General features: G+C 64.8%; 20 protein-coding genes. 9 read left to right on the top strand and 11 right to left on the bottom strand.

Annotation, left to right across the window (positions count from 1 at the left end):
• The 3 genes from EV560_RS36675 to EV560_RS09435 all read left to right on the top strand — a co-directional run.
• The coding region (locus tag EV560_RS36675; RefSeq protein ID WP_131855470.1) for a DNA translocase FtsK at positions 1 to 126 on the top strand (126 nt) is incomplete at its 5' end.
• A 185-nt stretch (positions 127 to 311) separates the two neighbouring features.
• Positions 312 to 1,181, top strand: coding sequence for a LolA family protein (locus tag EV560_RS09440; protein WP_165923396.1), 870 nt, complete (start codon positions 312 to 314; stop codon positions 1,179 to 1,181).
• Between the two features lie 133 nt (positions 1,182 to 1,314).
• Positions 1,315 to 2,130 (top strand): exodeoxyribonuclease III, encoded by an 816-nt coding sequence (locus tag EV560_RS09435; RefSeq protein ID WP_131855468.1) that lies wholly within the window; start codon positions 1,315 to 1,317, stop codon positions 2,128 to 2,130.
• An 81-nt stretch (positions 2,131 to 2,211) separates the two neighbouring features.
• Here the strand turns inward: EV560_RS09435 and EV560_RS09430 are convergent, their stop codons facing one another.
• Positions 2,212 to 2,676: a cyclic nucleotide-binding domain-containing protein gene (locus EV560_RS09430; protein ID WP_131855467.1), complete on the bottom strand. Its 465-nt coding sequence runs from the start codon at positions 2,674 to 2,676 to the stop codon at positions 2,212 to 2,214.
• Positions 2,677 to 2,682: 6 nt separating this feature from the next.
• Entirely contained in the window at positions 2,683 to 3,369 is a 687-nt protein-coding gene (locus EV560_RS09425) for a response regulator transcription factor (RefSeq protein ID WP_131855466.1), read from the bottom strand.
• An 82-nt stretch (positions 3,370 to 3,451) separates the two neighbouring features.
• Between EV560_RS09425 and EV560_RS09420 the strand changes: the two genes are divergently transcribed.
• Together EV560_RS09420 and EV560_RS09415 are read left to right on the top strand one after the other, a co-directional pair.
• The gene (locus EV560_RS09420) at positions 3,452 to 4,027 is read left to right on the top strand and encodes a L,D-transpeptidase family protein (RefSeq protein WP_131855465.1); all 576 of its coding nucleotides are present in this window, start codon (positions 3,452 to 3,454) and stop codon (positions 4,025 to 4,027) included.
• A 123-nt stretch (positions 4,028 to 4,150) separates the two neighbouring features.
• Positions 4,151 to 4,519, top strand: coding sequence for a VOC family protein (locus EV560_RS09415; protein ID WP_465246988.1), 369 nt, complete (start codon positions 4,151 to 4,153; stop codon positions 4,517 to 4,519).
• Positions 4,520 to 4,699: 180 nt separating this feature from the next.
• On the opposite strand, the gene EV560_RS09410 is transcribed toward EV560_RS09415, so the two are convergent.
• A complete protein-coding gene (locus EV560_RS09410) occupies positions 4,700 to 5,368 on the bottom strand; it encodes a YggS family pyridoxal phosphate-dependent enzyme (protein ID WP_131855463.1) in 669 nt (222 codons plus the stop codon).
• Positions 5,369 to 5,527: 159 nt separating this feature from the next.
• On the opposite strand from EV560_RS09410, the gene leuS reads away from it, so the two are divergent.
• From leuS to holA, 3 genes are read left to right on the top strand one after another with little or no spacing between them, the layout of a single operon-like run.
• Complete coding sequence (gene leuS / locus EV560_RS09405) at positions 5,528 to 8,152, top strand: leucine--tRNA ligase (protein WP_131855462.1); 2,625 nt, start codon at positions 5,528 to 5,530, stop codon at positions 8,150 to 8,152.
• Positions 8,139 to 8,675: an LPS assembly lipoprotein LptE gene (gene lptE / locus EV560_RS09400; protein WP_131855461.1), complete on the top strand. Its 537-nt coding sequence runs from the start codon at positions 8,139 to 8,141 to the stop codon at positions 8,673 to 8,675. The genes leuS and lptE overlap by 14 nt, the downstream gene beginning before the upstream one ends.
• Positions 8,676 to 8,689: 14 nt before the next feature.
• Positions 8,690 to 9,721 carry a DNA polymerase III subunit delta gene (gene holA / locus EV560_RS09395; protein ID WP_131855460.1) on the top strand — a complete coding sequence of 344 codons (1,032 nt, stop codon included), beginning with the start codon at positions 8,690 to 8,692 and terminating at the stop codon, positions 9,719 to 9,721.
• Here the strand turns inward: holA and EV560_RS09390 are convergent.
• The 5 genes from EV560_RS09390 to mnmE all read right to left on the bottom strand — a co-directional run bounded on the left by EV560_RS09390 (position 9,718) and on the right by mnmE (position 15,410).
• Positions 9,718 to 10,602, bottom strand: a complete 885-nt coding sequence (locus EV560_RS09390) for a ParB/RepB/Spo0J family partition protein (RefSeq protein ID WP_131855459.1) — start codon at positions 10,600 to 10,602, stop codon at positions 9,718 to 9,720. The genes holA and EV560_RS09390 overlap by 4 nt on opposite strands.
• A 31-nt stretch (positions 10,603 to 10,633) precedes the next feature.
• Positions 10,634 to 11,461 (bottom strand): ParA family protein, encoded by an 828-nt coding sequence (locus EV560_RS09385; protein ID WP_131855458.1) that lies wholly within the window; start codon positions 11,459 to 11,461, stop codon positions 10,634 to 10,636.
• Positions 11,458 to 12,111 carry a 16S rRNA (guanine(527)-N(7))-methyltransferase RsmG gene (gene rsmG, locus EV560_RS09380; RefSeq protein ID WP_131855457.1) on the bottom strand — a complete coding sequence of 218 codons (654 nt, stop codon included), beginning with the start codon at positions 12,109 to 12,111 and terminating at the stop codon, positions 11,458 to 11,460. Before rsmG ends, EV560_RS09385 begins: the two co-directional genes overlap by 4 nt.
• Before the next feature lie 3 nt (positions 12,112 to 12,114).
• Complete coding sequence (gene mnmG / locus EV560_RS09375; RefSeq protein WP_131855456.1) at positions 12,115 to 13,998, bottom strand: tRNA uridine-5-carboxymethylaminomethyl(34) synthesis enzyme MnmG; 1,884 nt, start codon at positions 13,996 to 13,998, stop codon at positions 12,115 to 12,117.
• 98 nt (positions 13,999 to 14,096) lie between these two features.
• Positions 14,097 to 15,410 (bottom strand): tRNA uridine-5-carboxymethylaminomethyl(34) synthesis GTPase MnmE, encoded by a 1,314-nt coding sequence (gene mnmE / locus EV560_RS09370; protein ID WP_131855455.1) that lies wholly within the window; start codon positions 15,408 to 15,410, stop codon positions 14,097 to 14,099.
• A 33-nt stretch (positions 15,411 to 15,443) separates the two neighbouring features.
• Here mnmE and EV560_RS09365 point away from each other — a divergent pair, with 33 nt between their 5' ends.
• Positions 15,444 to 17,471 (top strand): thioredoxin domain-containing protein, encoded by a 2,028-nt coding sequence (locus EV560_RS09365; RefSeq protein ID WP_131855454.1) that lies wholly within the window; start codon positions 15,444 to 15,446, stop codon positions 17,469 to 17,471.
• A gap of 106 nt (positions 17,472 to 17,577) precedes the next feature.
• Here EV560_RS09365 and rho read toward each other — a convergent pair whose 3' ends face one another.
• The 3 genes from rho to hemE all read right to left on the bottom strand — a co-directional run bounded on the left by rho (position 17,578) and on the right by hemE (position 20,539).
• Entirely contained in the window at positions 17,578 to 18,843 is a 1,266-nt protein-coding gene (gene rho / locus EV560_RS09360) for a transcription termination factor Rho (RefSeq protein WP_131855453.1), read from the bottom strand.
• A gap of 225 nt (positions 18,844 to 19,068) precedes the next feature.
• Positions 19,069 to 19,539 carry a protoporphyrinogen oxidase HemJ gene (gene hemJ, locus EV560_RS09355; protein ID WP_465246987.1) on the bottom strand — a complete coding sequence of 157 codons (471 nt, stop codon included), beginning with the start codon at positions 19,537 to 19,539 and terminating at the stop codon, positions 19,069 to 19,071.
• Positions 19,505 to 20,539, bottom strand: coding sequence for a uroporphyrinogen decarboxylase (gene hemE, locus EV560_RS09350; RefSeq protein WP_131855451.1), 1,035 nt, complete (start codon positions 20,537 to 20,539; stop codon positions 19,505 to 19,507). The genes hemJ and hemE overlap by 35 nt, the downstream gene beginning before the upstream one ends.
• Between the last annotated feature and the right edge of the window lie 384 nt (positions 20,540 to 20,923).

Genomic DNA, 20,923 nt, shown 5'->3' with positions numbered 1-20,923 from the left:
GGCTATAACCGCGCTGCCTCGATCATGGAGCGGATGGAGAACGAGGGCATCGTCGGCCCCGCCAACCACGCCGGAAAGCGTGAGATCCTCGTCGAGACAGGACGCGCTCGCGAAGACGAGGAGTGAGGCCACAGGCATTCGGCGCCCCGCAAGGGTCCTGAAATTGCCATGAGCCCATGCAACCAAGTGTTATACGCGGCGTTGAGCTGGATGGACCGGCAGCGTCGCCACCGCATCTGGCCATTGTCAGTGATGGGCAATGGCGCGATCATCACGGCCTTCGGGCCCGAACCGCCGGAGCAGCCTTGCTCATGACTCGTGTTTCGCCATTGCAGGCTTCGTTCGGCGCCGTCGTCGCGCTCGGCCTTGCCATGGCGGCTGGCCCGCTCGCGGCGCAGCCGCTCAATCTGCAGCCCGCCAAGCCAGCAACCACGGCACCCGCGGCCAAGCCTGCCGCAAACCGGCCATTGCCCTTGCCGCCGCCGCGTCCCGCCGGCCTCGGCGAGGCTCGCGCCGCAAGCCCTGCTCCCGCCACCGCCTCGGCAGCGGCTGCTCCCAGCCCCGTCTTCACCGCCGCCAACGAGCCGCCGCGCGCAGCCGCCCCTGCTGTTGCCGCCGTGCCCGCCAAGGCCAAGGTCCAGGCGCCGCAGACGCGCGAGGAGGCGATCGACCGTCTCAACGCCTATTTCAACAGTTTCTCCAGCCTGCAGGGCGATTTCATCCAGTTCGCCTCGGATGGCCGCCGTTTCGAAGGCAAGCTCTATATTCAGCGCCCCGGCAAGATGCGCTTCGAATATCGCCCGCCGGTCACCATGGAGGTCATCGCCGACGGTACCTCGGTCGCCATCCGCGACCGCAAGCTGGCGACGCAGGACCTGTATTCGATCGGCCAGACGCCATTGAAATTCTTGGTCAAGGAGCGGATGGACCTCAACCGCGACGCGACCGTGACCAATGTCAGCACCGACGGCGACATCCTGTCGGTCAAGATCGAGGACCGCTCGACACTGGGCGGCACCTCCAAGATCACGCTGAAATACGACATGGCCGCCAACGCGCTCAGGCAGTGGGTGGTGATCGACCCGCAGGGCTATGAGACCTCGGTCTCGGTCTACAATCTCGACACCCAGCGCCGGCCCGATCCGAAGAATTTCGTGATCAATTACGAGCGCGTTCTCTAATTCTCGTCGTCATTCCTGCGGATGACGGGCGGCATTGCGCCGCCTGACGTTGCACGAGCCTTCCCTGATCGCCAGATTGGCCCGGGCGCACCGGCACGGCTGCGCGAGGCAGCCAGGCACGGGATATCGGCGCGTGAAGCTCAAGATCAGCAGCTGGAACATCAATTCGGTGCGCCTGCGCATCGGCCTTGTCGGCGATTTCCTGACCAGGCAGGCGCCCGATGTGCTCTGCCTGCAGGAAACCAAGACGCCGGACGAGCAATTCCCGGCCAAGGCCTTCGACCAGCTCGGCTATGTCCACAAGGCCTTCATCGGCCAGAAGGGCTATAACGGCGTCGCCATCGTCTCGCGCCTGCCCTTCAGCGAGAAGGATGCCATGGCGATGTGCGGGCGCAACGATGCCCGCCACATGAGCGTCGTTCTCGACAAGGGCGCCGGCGCGGCCGCCGGAATCGCCATCCATAATTTCTATATCCCGGCCGGCGGCGACATCCCCGACCCGGCGTTGAACGACAAATTCGCCCATAAGCTCGCCTTCCTCGATGAGCTTGGCGCCTGGGGCATTGGCAAGCGCCCGACCGACCGGCCGAGCGTCTTGCTCGGCGATCTCAACATCGCGCCCTACGAGCATGACGTCTGGAGCCACAAGCAGCTCCTGGACGTGGTCAGCCATACCCCGATCGAGACCACGACGCTGGAGAAGCTGCGCTCGGAGCTCGGCTGGACCGACGCGGCACGCGCGCTGCGGCCGGAGCCCGAGAAGCTCTACAGCTGGTGGAGCTATCGCGCCGCGGACTGGCAAGCCTCGAACAAGGGCCGCCGGCTCGACCATATCTGGCTCTCGGACGGACTGAAGCCCGCGCTGCGCGACCTGACCTTCCTGCGCGAGGCCCGTGGCTGGGAGCGGCCCTCCGACCATGTCCCGGTGACCGTGGAGCTCGAGGTATAGCCGTCGTTGCGAGCGCAGCGACGATCGAGGGGTCTTGCTCTACGTCTTCCTGGATTGCTTCGCTGCGCTCGCAATGACCGGCTACTGCCGGTCGATCGCTGTCAGGGCATCCTGGATCCGCTGCAGCTCGCTGGTGAAGCCGCGCAGCCGCTCGCCGATCGCACCCGCGATCGCCTGCGCCGATTCGGGCGATTCGCCGAGCACCCTGCGCATCACGCTGCGCGACAGTTTCATCACCTGCGTCGGCTCGCGGGCGATCGCCGTCACCGGCCGGTCGACATTGGCGAAGAGGGCGAGCTCGCCGATCAGCGTGCCCGGCCCCACGACATCATCGGCCGGGCGACCATCATCCTGGGTCAGCAGCGCGACCGCGCCGGAAATGATCAGGAAGGCGCCATCCGAATGCTCGCCATTGCGAAACAGGACATCGCCCGCCCGCAAGATGCGGCTCTCGGCGGCAAAGGCCACGAGCCGGAGCGCGTCGCGCTCCATGAGGCTCAGTAGCGGTTGCCTGGCGAGAAGGGCGATATCGTCGTTGAGCGTCATGAAGGACTACGGATTCAGGCGGTAGCCGCCGGCATCCGTGACGAGCAGCCGCGCATTGCCCGGATCGGGCTCGATCTTCTGGCGCAGCCGGTAGATATGCGTCTCCAGCGTATGGGTCGTGACCTGGGAATTATAGCCCCAGACCTCCTGCAGCAGGATCTCGCGGGCAATCGGCTTGCGCCCGGCCCGGTAGAGGAAGCGCAGGATCGCGGTTTCCTTCTCGGTCAGCTTGGTCTTCGAGCCCTTGGCGCTGACGAGCAGCTTCGAGCCGGGATGGAAGGTGTAGGGTCCAACCTGGAAAACCGCGTCCTCGCTCGCCTCGTATTGCCGCAGATGCGCACGGATGCGCGCCAGCAGCACGGCGAACTTGAACGGCTTCACCACGTAGTCGTTGGCGCCGGCCTCGAGCCCGAGCACCGTGTCGGCATCGGAGCCCTGGCCGGTCAGCATGATCACCGGGCTCTTGAAGCCGTTGCGGCGCATCACTTTCACCGCCTCGCGCCCATCCATGTCGGGCAGGCCGACATCCATGACAGTGAGGTCGATGCGCTCGGCCTGGACCGCCTTGACGCCGGCCGAGGCGGTCGCCGCCGTCGAGATCTTAAATTCGTCATAGAGCGCGAGCTGCTCGGCGAGCGCGTCACGCAACGTCTGGTCGTCGTCGACCAGAAGAATATGATGGACCGCTGGCATGGCAATGATTTGAACCAGTTGCGATTCCGGTCACCATGAGCCCGCTGAATCACGACCGCAAGTCACGCAGGATGGAATTTCCGTGAAGAGATGTGAATGGGACGAGAGGGTACGCCGCAAGAGAACGCGGCTGGGCCTGACGGAACTGCGTGTCTTCGCCTCGGTTCGCGACAGACGGAAAGGTTTCTTGATCGCGGGTGGCGTGATCTTCCCCTGTGCGCTCGGTCGCTCCGGCGTCATCGTCAGCAAGCGCGAGGGCGACGGCGGCACGCCGCGCGCCCGCCTGCCGCTCAGGCGGGCCTTCTACCGTGCCGACCGCATGCCGCGCCCGCGCACGCAACTTGCGCTGCGCGCCATCACCCCACGCGACGCCTGGTGCGACGATGTCACCGACCGGCGCTACAACAGGCTGATCGACCGCCCGCCCGGGCAGGCTGAGGAGCGGCTCGCGCGCGCCGACCATCTCTACGACGTCATCGTTGAGCTCGGCTGGAATGACGATCCCGTGATTCGCGGTCGCGGCAGCGCGATCTTCTGGCATTTGCCGCGAGCAGGCTTCAGCCCGACCGCCGGCTGCGTCGCCGTCGAGCGCCATGTCTTCCAGAAGCTGCTGCCGCGCCTGTCGCGGGATTGCGTGATGATCGTCGGGCGGGCTTGAAATCCGGCGGCCTCGCAGACGATACTCGCCGTCGAGCACCGTCTCGTCGATTAGATCTGGAGAAGCCGGCTGGAAGGGCACCGCCCCGGACGCCCGGCCGATCTCCCAATGCGAGACCTTGCCATGACTCCCCCCGACATCCAGTTCGGCCGTGTCGCCGCCATGTTCCCGGTCAAGGACATGGAGCGCGCCTGCGCCTTCTATATCGGCGTGCTCGGCTTCACCAAGACCTTCGAGAACGGCCAGCCGGTCGGCTTCGTGATCCTGAAGAAGGACGGCGCCGAGATTCACCTGACTCTGCAGAAGGAACACCGGGCGCCGCCATTCAATATCGCCCATATGATGGTCGCGAATGTCGATGGCTTTCACGATCTCTGCCTGCGCCATGGCCTGCGCATCGTGAAAGGGCTGCGCGACAAGGATTACGGCCTGAGGGCCTTCGTCTTCGAGGATCCCGACGGCAACCGCATCGATGTCGGGCAACCGATCTAGCGGCGGGGACGCGTCAATCTCGGCGGAGCGAAGCGCAGACCCGAGAACCTCGCGCAGGAAGAGGCGCTGCTGCTGCTCCACCCGTCATGCTGGGGCCAAGCCCGGGCATGACGGTAGTGCCTCGCTCACTTCCAGTCGGCACGACCGGGTTAGTCAAGGATATCAGCGGCTTAACGGGCACTACCCGCGCGCTCCGAAAATCGCGCTCCCCACCCGCACATGAGTAGCGCCAAGCTGGATCGCCGCCTCGTAATCCGCGCTCATCCCCATCGACAGGCCCGTGAGCTTGTTGCGGGCGGCAATCTTGGCGAGCAGGGCGAAATGCGGCGAGGGCGGCTCGTCCGCCGGCGGTATGCACATCAGCCCCTCGATCGCGAGGCCGTAATGGCTGCGGCAGAGCTCCAGGAAGGCGTCGGTCTCGCCCGGAACGGTGCCCCCCTTCTGCGGCTCCTCGCCGGTATTGACCTGAACGAAGAGCCGCGGCGCCTTGCCGGCGCGGGCGATCTCGCGCGACAGCTCCTTGGCCAGGCTCTCGCGGTCGAGCGAATGGATCGCGTCGAACAGCGCCACCGCCTCGCGCGCCTTGTTCGATTGCAACGGTCCGATCATGTGCAACTCGATATCGGGGAAACGCTCGCGCAGCGCCGGCCACTTGGCCTTGGCCTCCTGTACGTAGTTCTCACCGAAGACGCGCTGTCCGGCTTCCAGTGCCGGCAGGATCGCCTCTTCGGGCATCATCTTCGACACCGCGATCAACGTCACATCCTCCGGCCGGCGCTCGAAATCGCGCGCCGCGCGGGCGATCGCCGCCTTGGTCTCGGCGAGCCTGCCGACTGTGTCGCTCATCATGAAACCCTTCCATCTCGCAGGCGGCGTTGACCGCGTGCGCGCAATGGTGTCCTAGAACAACGTGTGGAAAAGTGGCACCCGCTTTTCTATATGACCCGCTTTCGGCTTTCGCTTCGAGAGCCTCACCCGACATCCGCTCACGCAAGAATCTCCCGCGCCATGGCCGTCGAACGTTACAATCCTAAGGAAACCGAGCCGAAATGGCGCAAGGTCTGGAATGAGCACAAGCTCTTCGAGACCCGCAACGACGATCCGCGGCCGAGCTACTACGTGCTCGAGATGTTCCCGTATCCGTCGGGCCGTATCCATATGGGCCATGTCCGCAATTATGCGATGGGCGACGTGGTCGCGCGCTACAAGCGCGCCAAGGGCTTTGCGGTGCTGCACCCGATGGGCTGGGACGCGTTCGGCCTGCCGGCGGAGAACGCCGCCAAGGCCAACAAGATCCACCCGCGCGAATGGACCTACGCCAATATCGCGACGATGCGGGCGCAGTTGCAGTCGATGGGCCTGTCGCTGGACTGGAGCCGCGAGCTCGCGACCTGCGACCCGAGCTATTATCGCCACCAGCAGAAGATGTTTCTCGACTTCCTCAAGGCCGGGCTGGTCGACCGCAAGACCGCCAAGGTCAACTGGGACCCGGTCGACGAGACCGTGCTGGCCAATGAGCAGGTCATCGATGGCCGCGGCTGGCGCTCCGGCGCGCCGGTCGAGATCCGCGAGCTGACACAGTGGTTCTTCAAGATCACCGCCTATGGCCAGGAGCTGAACGACGCCCTGGAAGGCCTGGATCGCTGGCCGGACAAGGTCCGGCTCATGCAGAAGAACTGGATCGGTCGCTCGGAAGGCTTGCTTATTCGTTTCGCTCTCGAATCGAATTCGTTCGGCCAGAACGAGCTGGAAATCTACACGACTCGGCCCGACACGCTGTTCGGCGCCAAGTTCATGGCGATCGCACCCGATCATCCCCTCGCCAAGGCGGCCGCCGCCGACAATCCGGAGCTGCAGGCCTTCATCGCCGAATGCAAGAAGACCGGCACGGCCCAGGAGAATATCGACAAGGCCGAGAAGCTAGGCTTCGATACCGGCCTGCGCGCCGTCCATCCCTTTGATCCGTCATGGACTTTGCCGGTTTATGTCGCGAACTTCATCCTGATGGAATACGGCACGGGCGCGATCTTCGGCTGCCCGGCGCATGACCAGCGCGACCTCGACTTCGTCAATCGTTACGGGCTCGGCAATACGCCGGTCGTCTGCCCCGAGGGCGTCGATCCGGAAAGCTTCGTCATCACCGACACGGCCTATACCGATGACGGCCGCATGATCCATTCGCGCTTCCTCGACGGCATGACCATTCCGGAGGCGAAAGAAGAAGTCGCGCGCCGGCTGGAGGGCGAGATTCGCGGCAACGCGCCTGTCGGCACCCGCAAGGTGAATTTCCGCCTGCGCGACTGGGGCATTTCGCGCCAGCGCTATTGGGGCTGCCCGATCCCGATCATCCACTGCGCCGATTGCGGCGCGGTGCCGGTTCCCGATGCCGACCTGCCGGTCAAGCTGCCCGACGACGTCTCCTTCGAGAAATCGGGCAATCCGCTCGACCATCACGCGACCTGGAAGCATGTCGATTGCCCGTCCTGCGGCAAGCCGGCCCGGCGCGAAACCGATACGATGGACACGTTCGTCGATTCGTCCTGGTATTTCGCCCGCTTCACCGATCCGTGGCGCGAGGACACGCCGACCGACCGCAAGGCCGTCGACCGCTTCCTGCCGGTCGACCAGTATATCGGCGGCGTCGAGCACGCGATCCTGCACCTGCTTTATTCGCGCTTCTTCACCCGCGCCATGAAGGCGACCGGCCATGCCGGGCTGGACGAGCCGTTCGACGGCATGTTCACCCAGGGCATGGTCGTGCATGAGACCTATCGTGCCGAGGATGGCAGCTGGGTCGAGCCGGGCAATGTCCGCATCGAGGTCAGTGGCAGCGAGCGCCGCGGCTTCGATGTCGAGACCGGCGCGCCGATCGAGATCGGCTCGATCGAGAAAATGTCGAAGTCGAAGAAGAACGTGGTCGATCCCGACGAGATCATCGCGTCCTACGGCGCCGACACCGCGCGCTGGTTCATGCTCTCCGACTCGCCGCCGGATCGCGACGTGATCTGGACGGATGAAGGCGTGCAGGGCGCCGCCCGCTTCGTCCAGCGCTTCTGGCGCCTGGTCGGCGAGATCGCCGAGCGCACCGGCAACAAGGCTGCGCAACCGGCCACGATCAACGAAGCCGCGCTGGCACTGCGCAAGGCCAGCCACCGCGCGCTGCATGCGGTCGGCGCCGATATCGAGCGGCTCGGCTTCAATCGCTGCGTCGCCCATGTCTACACGCTGGTCAACGCGATCGCCAAGGCGTTGGATGCAGCCGCCGAGAGGCGCGAGCTCGACGCGGATATCGCCTTTGCGCTGCATGAATCCGCCACGATCGCCACGCAGCTTGTCGCGCCGATGATGCCGCATCTGGCCGAGGAGTGCTGGCAGGCGCTCGGCCAACCGGGCCTCGTCGGCGAGGCCTCCTGGCCGGAGGCCGACACCGAACTTTTACGAGATGACAGCATCGTTCTTCCGGTCCAGGTCAACGGCAAGAAGCGGGCGGAGGTCACTGTGCCTGCCGACGCTAATCCGGCGGCCGTCGAAACCATTGCCCGCGCCTCGGACGCCGTGCTCAAGGCGCTCGACGGCCGTGCGATCCGGAAGATCATCGTCGTGCCCGGGAGAATCGTGAATGTCGTCGTCTGAATCGAGCGCTCCGACCCGCCGCCTGATGCTTCTGGGCGCGCTCGGCGCGGCGGCAATGGCCGGCGGCTGCCTGCGCCCGCTCTATGCCGACAGCACCACCAGCACGGTCGGCGGCAGCGTCAAGGATGCGCTCAAGGGCGTCGAGGTTGCCGATATCAAGGGCCTCGTCGGCCACTATCTGCGCAATGAGCTTGTCTTCAACCTCGACGGCGGCGGCGAGCCGGATCGCACCAAGCGGCTGAAGCTCGCAGCTTCGGTGACTGAGGCGCTCGAAGTCGTCACCGTCGACTACGCCAATGGCCGCGCCGATTCCGCCACGCTGATCGCCACTGCCAACTGGACGGTTACGGACAGCGTCACCGGCAAGGTCGTCTCCTCCGGCACGAACCAGATTCGCGCGCCCTATGAGCGTTCCGAACAGCGTTTTGCCACCGTCCGCGCTGCGCGCGATGCTCAGATCCGGGCTGGAAAGTCGCTTGCCGAGCTGATCCGCGGTCAACTCGCCGCCGATCTGACCGGCTAGGCCGCGGCGCCCGCATGGTCGCCATCAAGGCGCATGAGGCCGACCGCGCCCTGGCCAAGCCGGATCCGGCCTGGCGCCTCGTCCTGATCTATGGGCCCGATGCCGGGCTCGTCTCGGAACGCGCCACGGCGCTCGCGCGCGCCAGCGTCGACGACACCAATGATGCCTTCCAGCTCGTGCGCATGGATGGCGACGATATCGCCTCCGACCCACTGAAGCTGGTCGACGAGGCCAATACGATCGGCCTATTCGGCGGCCGGCGGGCCATCCGCGTCTCGCCGACCTCGAAGCCGCTGCTGGCCGCCGTCGAGCCCCTGCTGGCGACGCCCTCGCAGGATGCCATCGTCATCGTCGAGGCCGGGGATCTCCAGCGGACCAATCCACTGCGTGTCGCTTGCGAAAAGGCGAAAACGGCTCTCGCCGTGCCTTGCTATGGCGATGCTGCGCGCGATCTCGGCAGTATCATCGACGAGATGATGCGTCAGGCCGGCAAGACCATCGACCGGACGACACGGGAACAGCTTGCCGGCCTGCTCGGTGGCGACCGCCAGACCTCTCGGCGCGAGATCGAAAAGCTGCTGCTTTATGCTGGAAATGACGGCTCGATCACCGAGGAGCATATCGAGGCCGTCGTCGGCGATACCGCCCAGCGCGAGCAGGCCGCCCTCGTCGATGCAGTTTTCGCCGGACGCCTGCCGACCCTCGATCTCGCAATGGCCAAGTTGACCAGCGAAGGGCTGGATTCCGGCGTCATGCTCGGCGCCGTGCTGCGCCATGCTCTCGTGCTGCTGAAAGCCCGCCAGAGCGTCGATGGCGGCCGCGGCCCTCGCGATGCGGTGGCAGGCATGCGCCTGCCCTTTCCGCGCATGGCGGCCGCTGAGGCCGCATTGAACGCCTGGACTGTGCCGAAGCTGACGGAAGCGGTCACCACGCTCGGAGCGGCCATGCTGGCGGTCCGGCGCGACGGCGAAATCGCCCGCCCCACCGCGACCCGCGCGCTATGGACCTTGGCGCGGCTCGCTCAGAGTGGTGGGCGCGGGGCTTAGTCCGCCTTGAGCCGCCGGCAGAGCGCGTCGAGCTGCTCGAGCGTCTTGTAGCTCAGCCGCATCTCGCCACCGCCATTGGCGCGGTGCTGGATCGAGACGGAGACGCCCAGAACCTCCTCCAGCGCTTTCTCGACGGCACGGGTATCGGGATCCTTCTCGAGTTTCGGCTTGGCGGCGGGAGCGCTCTTCGCCTCGCCGCGCGTCTCCTCCTGGACGATCCGCTCGATATCGCGGACGCTCAGCCCCTCGTCGACGATTTTCTTGGCCATCGCCTCGGGATCGGCGACCGAGAGCAGCGCGCGGGCATGGCCAGCCGAGACCGCGCCTTCGCTGACCATCCTGCGGACCGGATCGGGCAGCTTCGACAGGCGCAAGGTGTTGGCGACATGGCTGCGGCTCTTGCCGATGACGCGGGCCAGGTCGTTCTGCGTATAGCTGAACTCGGCGATCAGCCGCTCATAGCCGGCCGCCTCCTCGATCGCGTTGAGGTCGGTGCGCTGCACATTCTCGACAATGGCGATCTCGAGCGCTTCGCGGTCATTGGCTTCGACCAGGATCACCGGCACGTCATGCAGCCCGGCCCGCTGCGCCGCGCGCCAGCGCCGCTCGCCGGCAATGATCTCATAGGCATCGGCCATGCCGCTGATCGCGCGGACGATGATCGGCTGCAGGATGCCGCGCTCGCGGATCGACGCCGTAAGCTCCTCGAGATCATCCTCGCCGAAGGTCCGCCGCGGGTTACGCGCACTCGGCCGCAGGAATTCGACCGGAACGCGCCTTTGGCCACGCGAGCGCTCGATGGCGCCGATCTCGTCGCCGACATCTCCGATCAGGGCCGCGAGACCGCGCCCCAGACGGGAACGTCCTTGTTCCTCGGCCATGGCAGAACCTTTCAACATATGTCACCAAACCCTAGGCAGCGCGGAGCTCCCGCTCTCGCTTGATCACCTCCGAAGCCAGGCGCAAATAGGCCTGGGAACCCGAGCAGCGCAGATCGTAGAGCAGGGCGGGCTTGCCATAGGACGGCGCCTCGGACACCCGCACATTGCGTGGAATCACCGTCTCGTAGACCTTCTCGCCGAGGAACTCGCGCACATCGGCCATGACTTGGCCCGAGAGATTGTTGCGCGGGTCGTACATGGTCAGCACCACGCCCTGGATCATCAGGCGCGGATTGAGGCCATTGCGGACCTGCTCGACCGTCTTCAGCAGCTGGCTGAGACCTTCGAGCGCGAAGAACTCGCATTGCAGCGGCACGAGGACAGCGTCAGCCGCAGTCATCGCGTTGATCGTGATCAAGCTGAGCGAGGGCGGGCAGTCGATCAGGATATAGGTCAGGTCGCAGCAGCGCTGATCGTCGGCGATCTCGTCGATCGCCTTCTTCAGCCGATGCGCACGATCCTTGGCGCTGGCGATCTCGAGCTCGACGCCAAGCAGGTCGAGCGTCGAGGGCGCAATGCACAAACCGGGAACAGCCGTCTCCTGCAGCGCCTGGCCGAGGCCAATATCGCCGCAGAGCACGTCATAGGTCGACGAGGCCCGGCTCTTGCGATCGACACCGAGCCCGGTCGAGGCGTTGCCCTGGGGATCGAGATCGATGATCAGCACCTTCTCGCCGATGGCGGCGAGCGCGGTGCCAAGGTTGATGGCGGTCGTGGTCTTGCCCACGCCACCCTTCTGGTTCGCCAGGGCCAGGACGCGAGGCCGGCGAGAACTCGAAATGGGGGTCAGAGCGTTCATGGTTCAACCCGCTGCTCGGCTCCGCGAATCATCAGGATTCGGGCCGCCGGATCTGTCAGGGAAACAACTGTTGAGGCCTGAATATTCCAATATTTAGAGGCTTCGGTCAATTCGGCATCTAGATATTGTCCCTTGGGAAAGAGTCCGAGGGTGCCAGTTCTCAACAGTTCTTTACACCATCCGAGCAGGTTTGGCAGCGGCGCGAGAGCGCGCGCCGTGACGACGTCGACTTTTCCAGTGAAATTTCCGATCACATCCTCGATCCGCGCCGCATGGACCGTGACCGGTGCGCCGGTCAGCCGGGCCGCGTGGCGCAGGAAGGCGCATTTGCGGGCATTGCTCTCGACCAGATCGATCTGGCCGCCCGTCTCCGCCAGACAAATCCCGAGCACGAGCCCAGGAAAGCCGCCACCGGAACCGAGATCGAGCCAGGTCCTGGCCTCCGGCGCCAGGCTGAAGAGTTGGAGCGAGTCAGCGACGTGCCGGGTCCAGACATCCGCGAGCGTCCCGGACGAGACGAGGTTCTTGGCCTTTTGCCAGCGCGCCAACTCGGAGACCAGGAGCGCCAGCCGCTCCTCTGTTTCACGTGAAACAGGTGTCAAGCGCAAAGCGCGGTCGCGGTCAGCCTTATCACCGTTATCAACAGCCATGGGTCAGGCCGCCGGTTGTTGAAGGCGCTTCCGCCCGCGCCGGGCATGGGCCGCCAGCAAGGTCAGCGCCGCCGGCGTCATGCCCTCGATCTTCGCCGCCTGCGCCAGATTGGCCGGGCGTTGTTCGGACAGCTTCGCCTTGATCTCGTTGGACAGGCCTGAAATGACATCAAGATCGAGGTCATCCGGAACGACCAGAGCCTGATCGCGCTGGACCGCACCAATCTCCGCCGCCTGCCGATCGAGATAAACAGCATAGGTCGCATCGGCAGTGACACGTGATGCGACTGCGGGGTTATATGCCGCGAGCTCAGGCCAGATTGCGGCGAGCTGGTCGAAGCCGATATCCGGATAGGACAGCAACTGGTAGGCGCTGCGGCGAATGCCATCGCGATTGAGCTGAAGCCCGGCCTGGTCAGCCTCCTGCGGCGTCAAGGAGAGGCCGCGCAGCCGCTCACGCAGCTCTTCGGTCTGCTCCGCATTGACCCGGAAATGGCTCTCACGCTCGGAGCCGACCAAGCCGAGCCGGGCGCCCCAGGACGTCAGCCTCTCGTCAGCATTGTCGACGCGAAGCGACAGGCGGAACTCCGCCCGCGACGTGAACATCCGATACGGCTCCGTAACGCCGCGCGTCACCAGATCGTCGACGAGAACACCGATATAGGATGACGTCCGGTCCATGGTGACAGGTTCGGCGCCACCAGCCCGTCGTGCCGCATTGAGGCCGGCAAACAGCCCCTGGGCCGCTGCTTCCTCATAGCCGGTCGTGCCGTTGATCTGTCCGGCCAGGAACAAGCCCTGGATCGCGCGCGTCTCGAGCGTGCTCTTGAGCGCGCGAGGATCGACGAAATCATACTCGATCGCATAGCCCGGTCGCAGCATCACCGCATGCTCAAGGCCGGGAATCGTCTTCAGAAGGCCGAGCTGCACATCCTCCGGCAGGGAAGTCGAGATCCCATTCGGATAAACCGTCGGATCGTCGAGCCCTTCCGGCTCCAGGAAGATCTGATGGCCGTCGCGGTCGCCGAAGCGACCGACCTTATCCTCGATCGACGGACAATAGCGCGGGCCACGACCCTCGATCTGGCCCGAGAACATCGGCGCCCGATGCAGATTGGCCCGGATCAGGTCGTGCCCGGCCAAGGTCGTGCGGGTGATGCCGCAGGAGATCTGGGGCGTAGTGATCGCCTTGGTAAGCGCCGAGAATGGCTCCGGCGGCTCATCGCCGGCCTGCATCTCGAGCCCACCCCAGTCGATCGTGCGTCCATCGAGCCGTGGTGGCGTGCCGGTCTTGAGCCGCCCAAGCGGAAAGCCATAGCGTTCCAGCGTGGCGGAAAGGCCCAGCGACGGGGCCTCGTCGACACGACCAGCCGGAATCTTCGCCTCGCCAATATGGATCAAGCCACGCAAGAACGTGCCCGTCGTGAGCACAACCGTTCCGGTAGCGAACCGACGCCCGTCGGCCAGAATGACCGCGGTCACGCGGTCATCGGCGATATCAAGATCGAAAGCCTCACCGGCGATGATGTCGAGATTGGCATACTCGGCCAAAAGATCCTGGACCGTCTGACGATAGAGCTTGCGATCGGCCTGGGCTCGCGGCCCGCGCACCGCTGGACCTTTGCGGCGATTGAGCATGCGGAACTGGATGCCGCCACGATCTGCCGCCCGCGCCATCACGCCGTCGAGCGCATCGATCTCGCGCACGAGATGGCCCTTGCCGAGCCCGCCAATGGCGGGATTGCACGACATCACGCCGATGGTTTCCCGCCGGTGCGTCAGCAGTGCCGTGCGCGCGCCAAGACGCGCAGCCGCAGCTGCAGCCTCCGCGCCGGCATGGCCACCGCCGACGACGATGACGTCATATGTGTTCACGAAATCGGACATGGCATTCCGCTACTCAAGCCAAGGCAGAGGGTCAATTATCTTCTCGTGGCTAGGCCGAGGTTTCACGTGAAACGCCGGCTTTTTACCTGCTGTTAACGCTATTTTCCAATGCAGAACCCGGAAAAAAGCTTATCGAGAACATCCTCGACATCGACCCGGCCGACAAGACGCTCCAGGGCCCGAACCGCGATCCGGATATCCTCGGCCAGCAGCTCGGCCTGGTCATGCCGAGCAGACACCACACGCTTCAACGCCGCCACGGCATCCGCTACGGCGATACGCTGCCGCTCGCGCGTCAACAAGGCTGGCTCCGGGCTCGACAACCCACCGAGTCGCTCGCTGATCGCCTTCAGCAGTGCGTCCAGGCCTTCCCCAGTTCGGGCTGAAACGACCAACTCGTCCGGCTCCGACCGTCCCGGCAAGTCCGCCTTCGTCGCAAGTGCCAGGTCACGGTGACTCAAGCCAATTCGGTTCGGAGACGAATCGATTGAACGCAGTCGCAGCACCAGATCGGCCTTTTCAGCCAGTGCCAACGCCCTCCTGACGCCCTCCGCCTCGATCGGATCGGCGCTCTCGCGCAATCCCGCCGTATCGACCAGAACCACAGGAAAGCCTGCAAGATCGAGCCGAACCTCGATGATATCACGCGTCGTGCCTGGTTGGGCCGAGACAATGGCGACGTCGCGCCGCGCCAATGCGTTGAGCAGACTGGACTTGCCGGCATTGGGTGGCCCGGCGAGCACCACGACGAAGCCATCACGCACGCGCTCGCCCATACGGAACGAGCCGAGTGCCGCGTTGAGGCCGGCGAGCACATCAGACACGTCACCGACGGCCTCGCCGATCAAGGGACCGGAGACATCGCCCTCATCCGAGAAATCAATCTCGGCTTCCAGGAGCGCCATTGCCTTGATCAGCCGCTCGCGCCAGGCCTCGGAGGCGCGCCCGAGCGAGCCCTCCATTTGGCGCAGCGCCTGCCTGCGCTGCCATTCCGTCTCCGAATCGATCAGGTCGGCAAGGCCTTCGACAGCGGCGAGATCGAGCTTGCCGGCCTCGAAGGCACGGCGGGTGAATTCGCCGGCCTCGGCGAGGCGGATGCCGGGCAGGGCCGTCAACGCGGCAAGCAACGCCGCCAGGACGGCACGTGAGCCATGGACATGGAATTCGGCGACATCCTCGCCGGTAAAGCTGGCAGGAGCAGGGAAGAACAGGACAAGGGCGGTATCGATGATCTCGCCAGATCCGTCCCGCACGTGCCGCAGCGTCGCATGCCGCGGGGTGGGGACAAGTCCCGCAAATGTTTCGAGGACGAATCGAACGCGTGAGCCGGATACCCGCACCACCGCCACACCGGCGCGGCCGTTTCCCGACGACACCGCCACAATCGTCGGATATTCCTCATGGGTGAGCATTATTCGCCTTCAATCGTCCCGTCGGAGCCGCCCATGAACCGTCTCGAAGCGGCCGCCAGCCCCTATCTCCTGCAGCATAAGGACAATCCCGTCCATTGGTGGGAGTGGAGCGAAGATGCCTTCGCCGAGGCGAGGCGCAGCGGCCGGCCAGTTCTGCTCTCCATTGGCTATGCCGCCTGCCATTGGTGCCATGTCATGGCCCATGAGAGCTTTGAGAACCACGCGACGGCGGCGCTGATGAACGAGCTCTTCGTCAACATCAAGGTCGACCGCGAGGAACGGCCCGATATCGACCATGTCTATATGAGCGCACTGCATAGCCTGGGCGAGCAGGGTGGCTGGCCACTGACCATGTTTCTCACAGCCGATGGCGAACCCTTCTGGGGTGGGACCTATTTCCCGCCGCAGGCGCGCTACGGCCGGCCTTCCTTCAGCACGGTCCTGCATCAGATCGCGGCGATCCATGCCCAGGACCCGCAGCGCATTGCCAAGAATGCCGAAGCGATCAAGGCCGCGCTGATCCGCAGCGAAGCGGCAACGAGCGGCGAGCAGCGCTACGAGCCGGATCTCGGCGAGATCGCCAGGCAGGTCGCGCAGGCTTTCGATCCCCATCATGGCGGGCTGCGCGGCGCGCCCAAATTCCCCAATCCCGGCCTGGTCGAGCTGCTTTGGCGCCATGGCTCCCGCACGGGCGATCAACTCACGCTCCAACGCGCCACCCGGAGCCTGGAGCGCATGGCCCGCGGCGGCATTTATGATCATCTCGGCGGAGGCTTCGCCCGCTACTCGGTCGACGAGCGCTGGCTCGTGCCGCATTTCGAGAAAATGCTCTACGACAATGCCCAGCTCCTGAGCCTCTATGCGCTCGAGGCGGCGCGCAGCGGCGATACGATCGCGCGGACGGCGGCGGACGGTATCGTCGCCTGGCTCGCGCGCGAGATGCTGCTGCCGGAGGGCGCTTTCGCGGCCAGCCTCGATGCCGATTCCGAAGGCGTCGAAGGCAAATACTATGTCTGGACCGCTCGGGAGCTCCGCGACCTGCTGCCGCCGGAGGATGCCGCGCTCTTCGCCCGCCATTACGATGTGACCCCGCACGGCAATTGGGAAGAAGTTACGATCCCGAATCGGTTGGAGACGCCAGAACCCGACGCCGCCGAGGCAGCGGAGCTCGCTCGCATCCGCGAGACGCTGCTGGCGATCCGCAGCCAGCGCATCCCACCCGGCCGGGACGACAAGATCCTGGCGGATTGGAACGGCCTGATGATCGCAGCGCTCGCTCGCGCTGCCGGCCTGCTCGCCAAGCCCCAATGGCTCGCGCTGGCGCAGCGCGCCTATGATTTCGTTGCCGAATCGATGGCCGATGGCGATGGCTTGGCCCACTCCTATCGGGCAGGGCGGCTGATCAAGCCAGGCTTCGCCCTCGACCACGCTGCCATGATCGACGCCGCGCTTGCCTTGCACGATGCGACCTCCGAGCCGCGCTACCTCGAGCATGCCCGGCGCTGGTCGAACCATCTCTGGCGGCACTACCGCAGCACCGAGACGGGCCTACTCGGCATGACCCGCAATGATTCCAGCAGCTTGCCGGTCATACCGAGACCGAGCCATGACGATGCCGTGCCGAATGCGATCGGCATTCACGCCAGCAATTTGCTTCGGCTCGCGGCCAAGACCGGCGAAGCCAATGACCGCAGCCACGCCGAGAGCTTTCTTGACGCGGCGCTCGCGGCAGCGGCCCGGGCGCCGATGGCCCACGGCTCGATGCTCAACGCCTATGACGTGGCGCGCAATGGCGTGGAGATCGTGATCGCAGGCCGAGAACGGGGGGCATTGCGCGAGGCAGCTTTGAAACTGCCGTATACGACGACGATCATCATCGAGGCTCCGGATGCGGCAAGCCTGCCGGCCGACCATCCCGCCGCAGCCATGATCGAGCGGGCAGGAGATGGCGCTGTCTTCGTCTGCTTTGCCGGCCGCTGCCTGCCACCCGTCACGGAGCCGAATCGATTGGCCGCGGCCGTTCTGTCCAGCGCTGAACCGGCAGTTCGCTCGAACGACTGAGCTGAGTCGGGGCGACCCCACGCCTGCCTGCGGCAAAAAGAAAGGGCCGCTCTCGCGACCCTTCCACATTCGCCTTGCTCGTCTCTCTCACCGAGAGAGATACCGATCAGGTATTCATCGAGTCGAAGAACTCGGAGTTCTGTTTCGTCTGGCGCAGCTTGTCGATCAGGAACTCGATCGCATCCTGCGGGCCCATCGGGTTGAGGATGCGGCGCAGGACATAGGTCTTCTGCAGCACGTCCTTCGGGGTGATGAGCTCTTCCTTGCGGGTGCCGGACTTAAGGATGTCGATCGCCGGGAAGATGCGCTTGTCGGCCACCTTGCGGTCGAGCACGATTTCCGAGTTACCGGTGCCCTTGAACTCTTCGAAGATGACTTCGTCCATACGGCTGCCGGTATCGATCAGGGCCGTCGCGACGATGGTCAGCGAGCCGCCTTCCTCGATATTGCGGGCAGCACCGAAGAAGCGCTTGGGGCGCTGCAGGGCATTGGCGTCGACACCGCCGGTCAGCACCTTGCCGGAAGACGGCACGACCGTGTTGTAGGCGCGGCCTAGGCGGGTGATCGAATCGAGCAGGATCACAACGTCGCGGCCATGCTCGACCAGGCGCTTTGCCTTCTCGATGACCATCTCGGCGACCTGGACGTGGCGCGAGGCCGGCTCGTCGAAGGTCGAGGACACGACCTCGCCCTTCACCGAGCGCTGCATGTCGGTGACTTCTTCGGGACGCTCATCGATCAGCAGAACGATCAGATAGCATTCCGGATGGTTGCTGGTGATCGACTGCGCGATGTTCTGCAGCAGCACCGTCTTGCCGGTACGCGGCGGCGCCACGATCAGGGCGCGCTGGCCCTTGCCGATCGGCGCGACGATGTCGATGACGCGCGGCGAGAAATCCTTCTTGGTCGGATCCTGGACTTCCAGGCGCAGGCGCTCGTCGGGATAGAGCGGCGTCAGGTTGTCGAAATGGATCTTGTGCCGGATCTTCTCGGGATCCTCGAAATTGATCGTGTTGACCTTGAGCAGCGCGAAATAGCGCTCGCCGTCCTTCGGGCCACGGATCGGGCCCTCGACGGTGTCGCCCGTGCGCAGGCCGAACTTCCGGATCTGCGAGGGCGAGACGTAGATGTCGTCCGGACCCGGCAGATAATTCGAATCGGAAGAACGCAGGAAGCCGAAGCCGTCCTGCAGGACCTCGACGACGCCTTCGCCGAGGATTTCAGTCTCCTTCGCAGCGAGCTGCTTGAGGATCGCGAACATCAGCTCCTGCTTGCGCATCGTGCTGGCGTTCTCGACCTCCATGCCTTCGGCAAAGGCGAGGAGTTCGGTCGGAGATTTGACCTTGAGTTCGTGAAGTTTGATTTCCCGCATGGGGCACCCGGATCGTAACTGCCCCGGCGCGACGGCGAGGGCCAAGGACTCATATGGAGGGCTCGACAGGGCCTGAAAGGGCCAGCGCGCTAGCTACGCGCCATGAGCATCTGCTCTTAGGCAGAAATCTCACGAACCATCGGCAACAGGGAAGGACGCAGAAGATGCGCTAAGGCTTGATAGCGGGTTTCGGCGATAGGCTCAAGCGGGAAACGAAGGCAGAACTCAGAAGGGCTTCACGATCACGAGAATGACGATCAGCGCCATCAGCACTGCCGGCACTTCGTTGATGATCCGGTAGAACCGGGCGGGCTTGTCGTTGCGATCCTCGGCGAAGGCGCGGACCCGGCCGACGAGAAAGCCATGGACGCCGGACATGATGAAGACGAGCAGCAATTTGGCGTGCAGCCAGCCGCCCTTGAAGCCATAGACCGACCAGGCGAGATAGAGGCCGAGGATCCAGGTCAAGGTCATCGCCGGGTTGATGATTCCCTTGAGCAGCCGGCGCTCCATGATCTTGAAGGTCTCGGACTGGATCGAGCCGACCGGGGCGTCGCTATGATAGACCATCAGCCGCGGCAGATAGAGCATGCCGGCCATCCACGAAATCACCGCCATCACGTGGAAAGCCTTGATCCATTCGATCAGCATCAGCCTGTCCTCATGCCCTGACTGCAGCGACCAGCCGCTCGACATGAGCGATCGGCGTATCCGGCAAAATGCCATGCCCGAGATTGAACACGAACGGACCTGCGCCGAATGACGCACGGATCGCTTCGACCTCGCGCTCGAGCTCCGCTCCGCCCGCGCGCAGGACCTGCGGATCAAGATGCCCCTGCACCGGCACCAGCGCTTGAACCTGCTCGCGTACAAAACCGCGATCGATATCGCTTTCCAGGCTGACGGCATCCACACCGGTGCCCGCGATATAGGCCGGGATCAGCCGACCCGCGCCGCGCGGGAAGCCGATGATCTTTGCCTTGGCATGGCGCGCCCGCACGCCCTCGACGATCCGCCGTGTCGGCGCAATGCACCAGCGCTCGAAATCGGCCTCACTGAGCGAGCCGGCCCAGCTGTCGAAGATCTGGACCGCATCGACGCCGGCCTCGATCTGCGCGTTGAGATGGGCGATGGATGCAGCGACCACCCGGTCGATCAGCCGCGCAAACAGGTCCGGATCGCGCGTGAAGAGCTCCTTGGCCGGTCCCTGATCGGGCGTGCCTCGACCAGCCACCATATAGGTCGCGACGGTCCAGGGCGCGCCGCAGAAGCCGATGAAGGCAGTCTCCGCGGGCAGTGCCGCCTTCACCCTCTGAACGGTCTCGTAGACCGGTGCCAGGAGATCCCGGTCGATCTCCTCGTGGATTTCGCCAAGCCTTTGCGCATCGCCGACCGGCTCCAGCCTTGGACCTTCGCCCTCCACGAACCAGAGCTTCTGGCCCAGGGCATGCGGGACGACCAGGATGTCGCAGAACAGGATCGCGGCATCGAAGCCGAAGCGGCGGATCGGCTGCAAGGTCACTTCGGTGGCGAGATCGGGATTGTAGCAAAGCCCGAGGAAGCTGCCGGCCTTGGCCCTGACCTCACGATACTCAGGCAGATAGCGACCCGCCTGGCGCATCAGCCACAGGGGAGGCTTCGCCAGGATTTCACCCGAAAGAGCCCGCAGGAAGAGCAGGTCGTCGCGCGTTGCCATATCCACTCCGGTCGCAGGCCTTCTTAAATCAAATAAGAATCTTAGAGAGAGAATCTTTTGTTTTGACTCATGGAGGGGGGCAGATAGCCCGGCCCAAGCCGATCCACAACCAGTCCACAGGCTGGGAGTCGCCGAGCCGGCTATCGAGATAGCTCGAAACGAGGCGTTAAGGGTTTCTTAACCAATCGGAATCCGGCGAGGGTTAACGCGTCGGAAAATGATTCACGTGAAACATCGCTCGATGCCTCCACATCGGCCACCCTGTTGATGGCGGACCGGACTTATACAGGTCGCCGACCCGGCCTCGGTCAGGTGATCGGTTGTCCACATTGCTCCCCATGGCTGTGAGTCCGGCTGCAGCCGGCGATTCGCGGGTTCGGCCGA

This window comes from Allobosea sp. BK604, assembly GCF_004341515.1.
GTDB lineage: Bacteria > Pseudomonadota > Alphaproteobacteria > Rhizobiales > Beijerinckiaceae > Allobosea.
The sequence above is the reverse complement of the archived record's forward strand: the minus strand, read 5'-3'. Positions and strand labels throughout refer to the sequence as shown.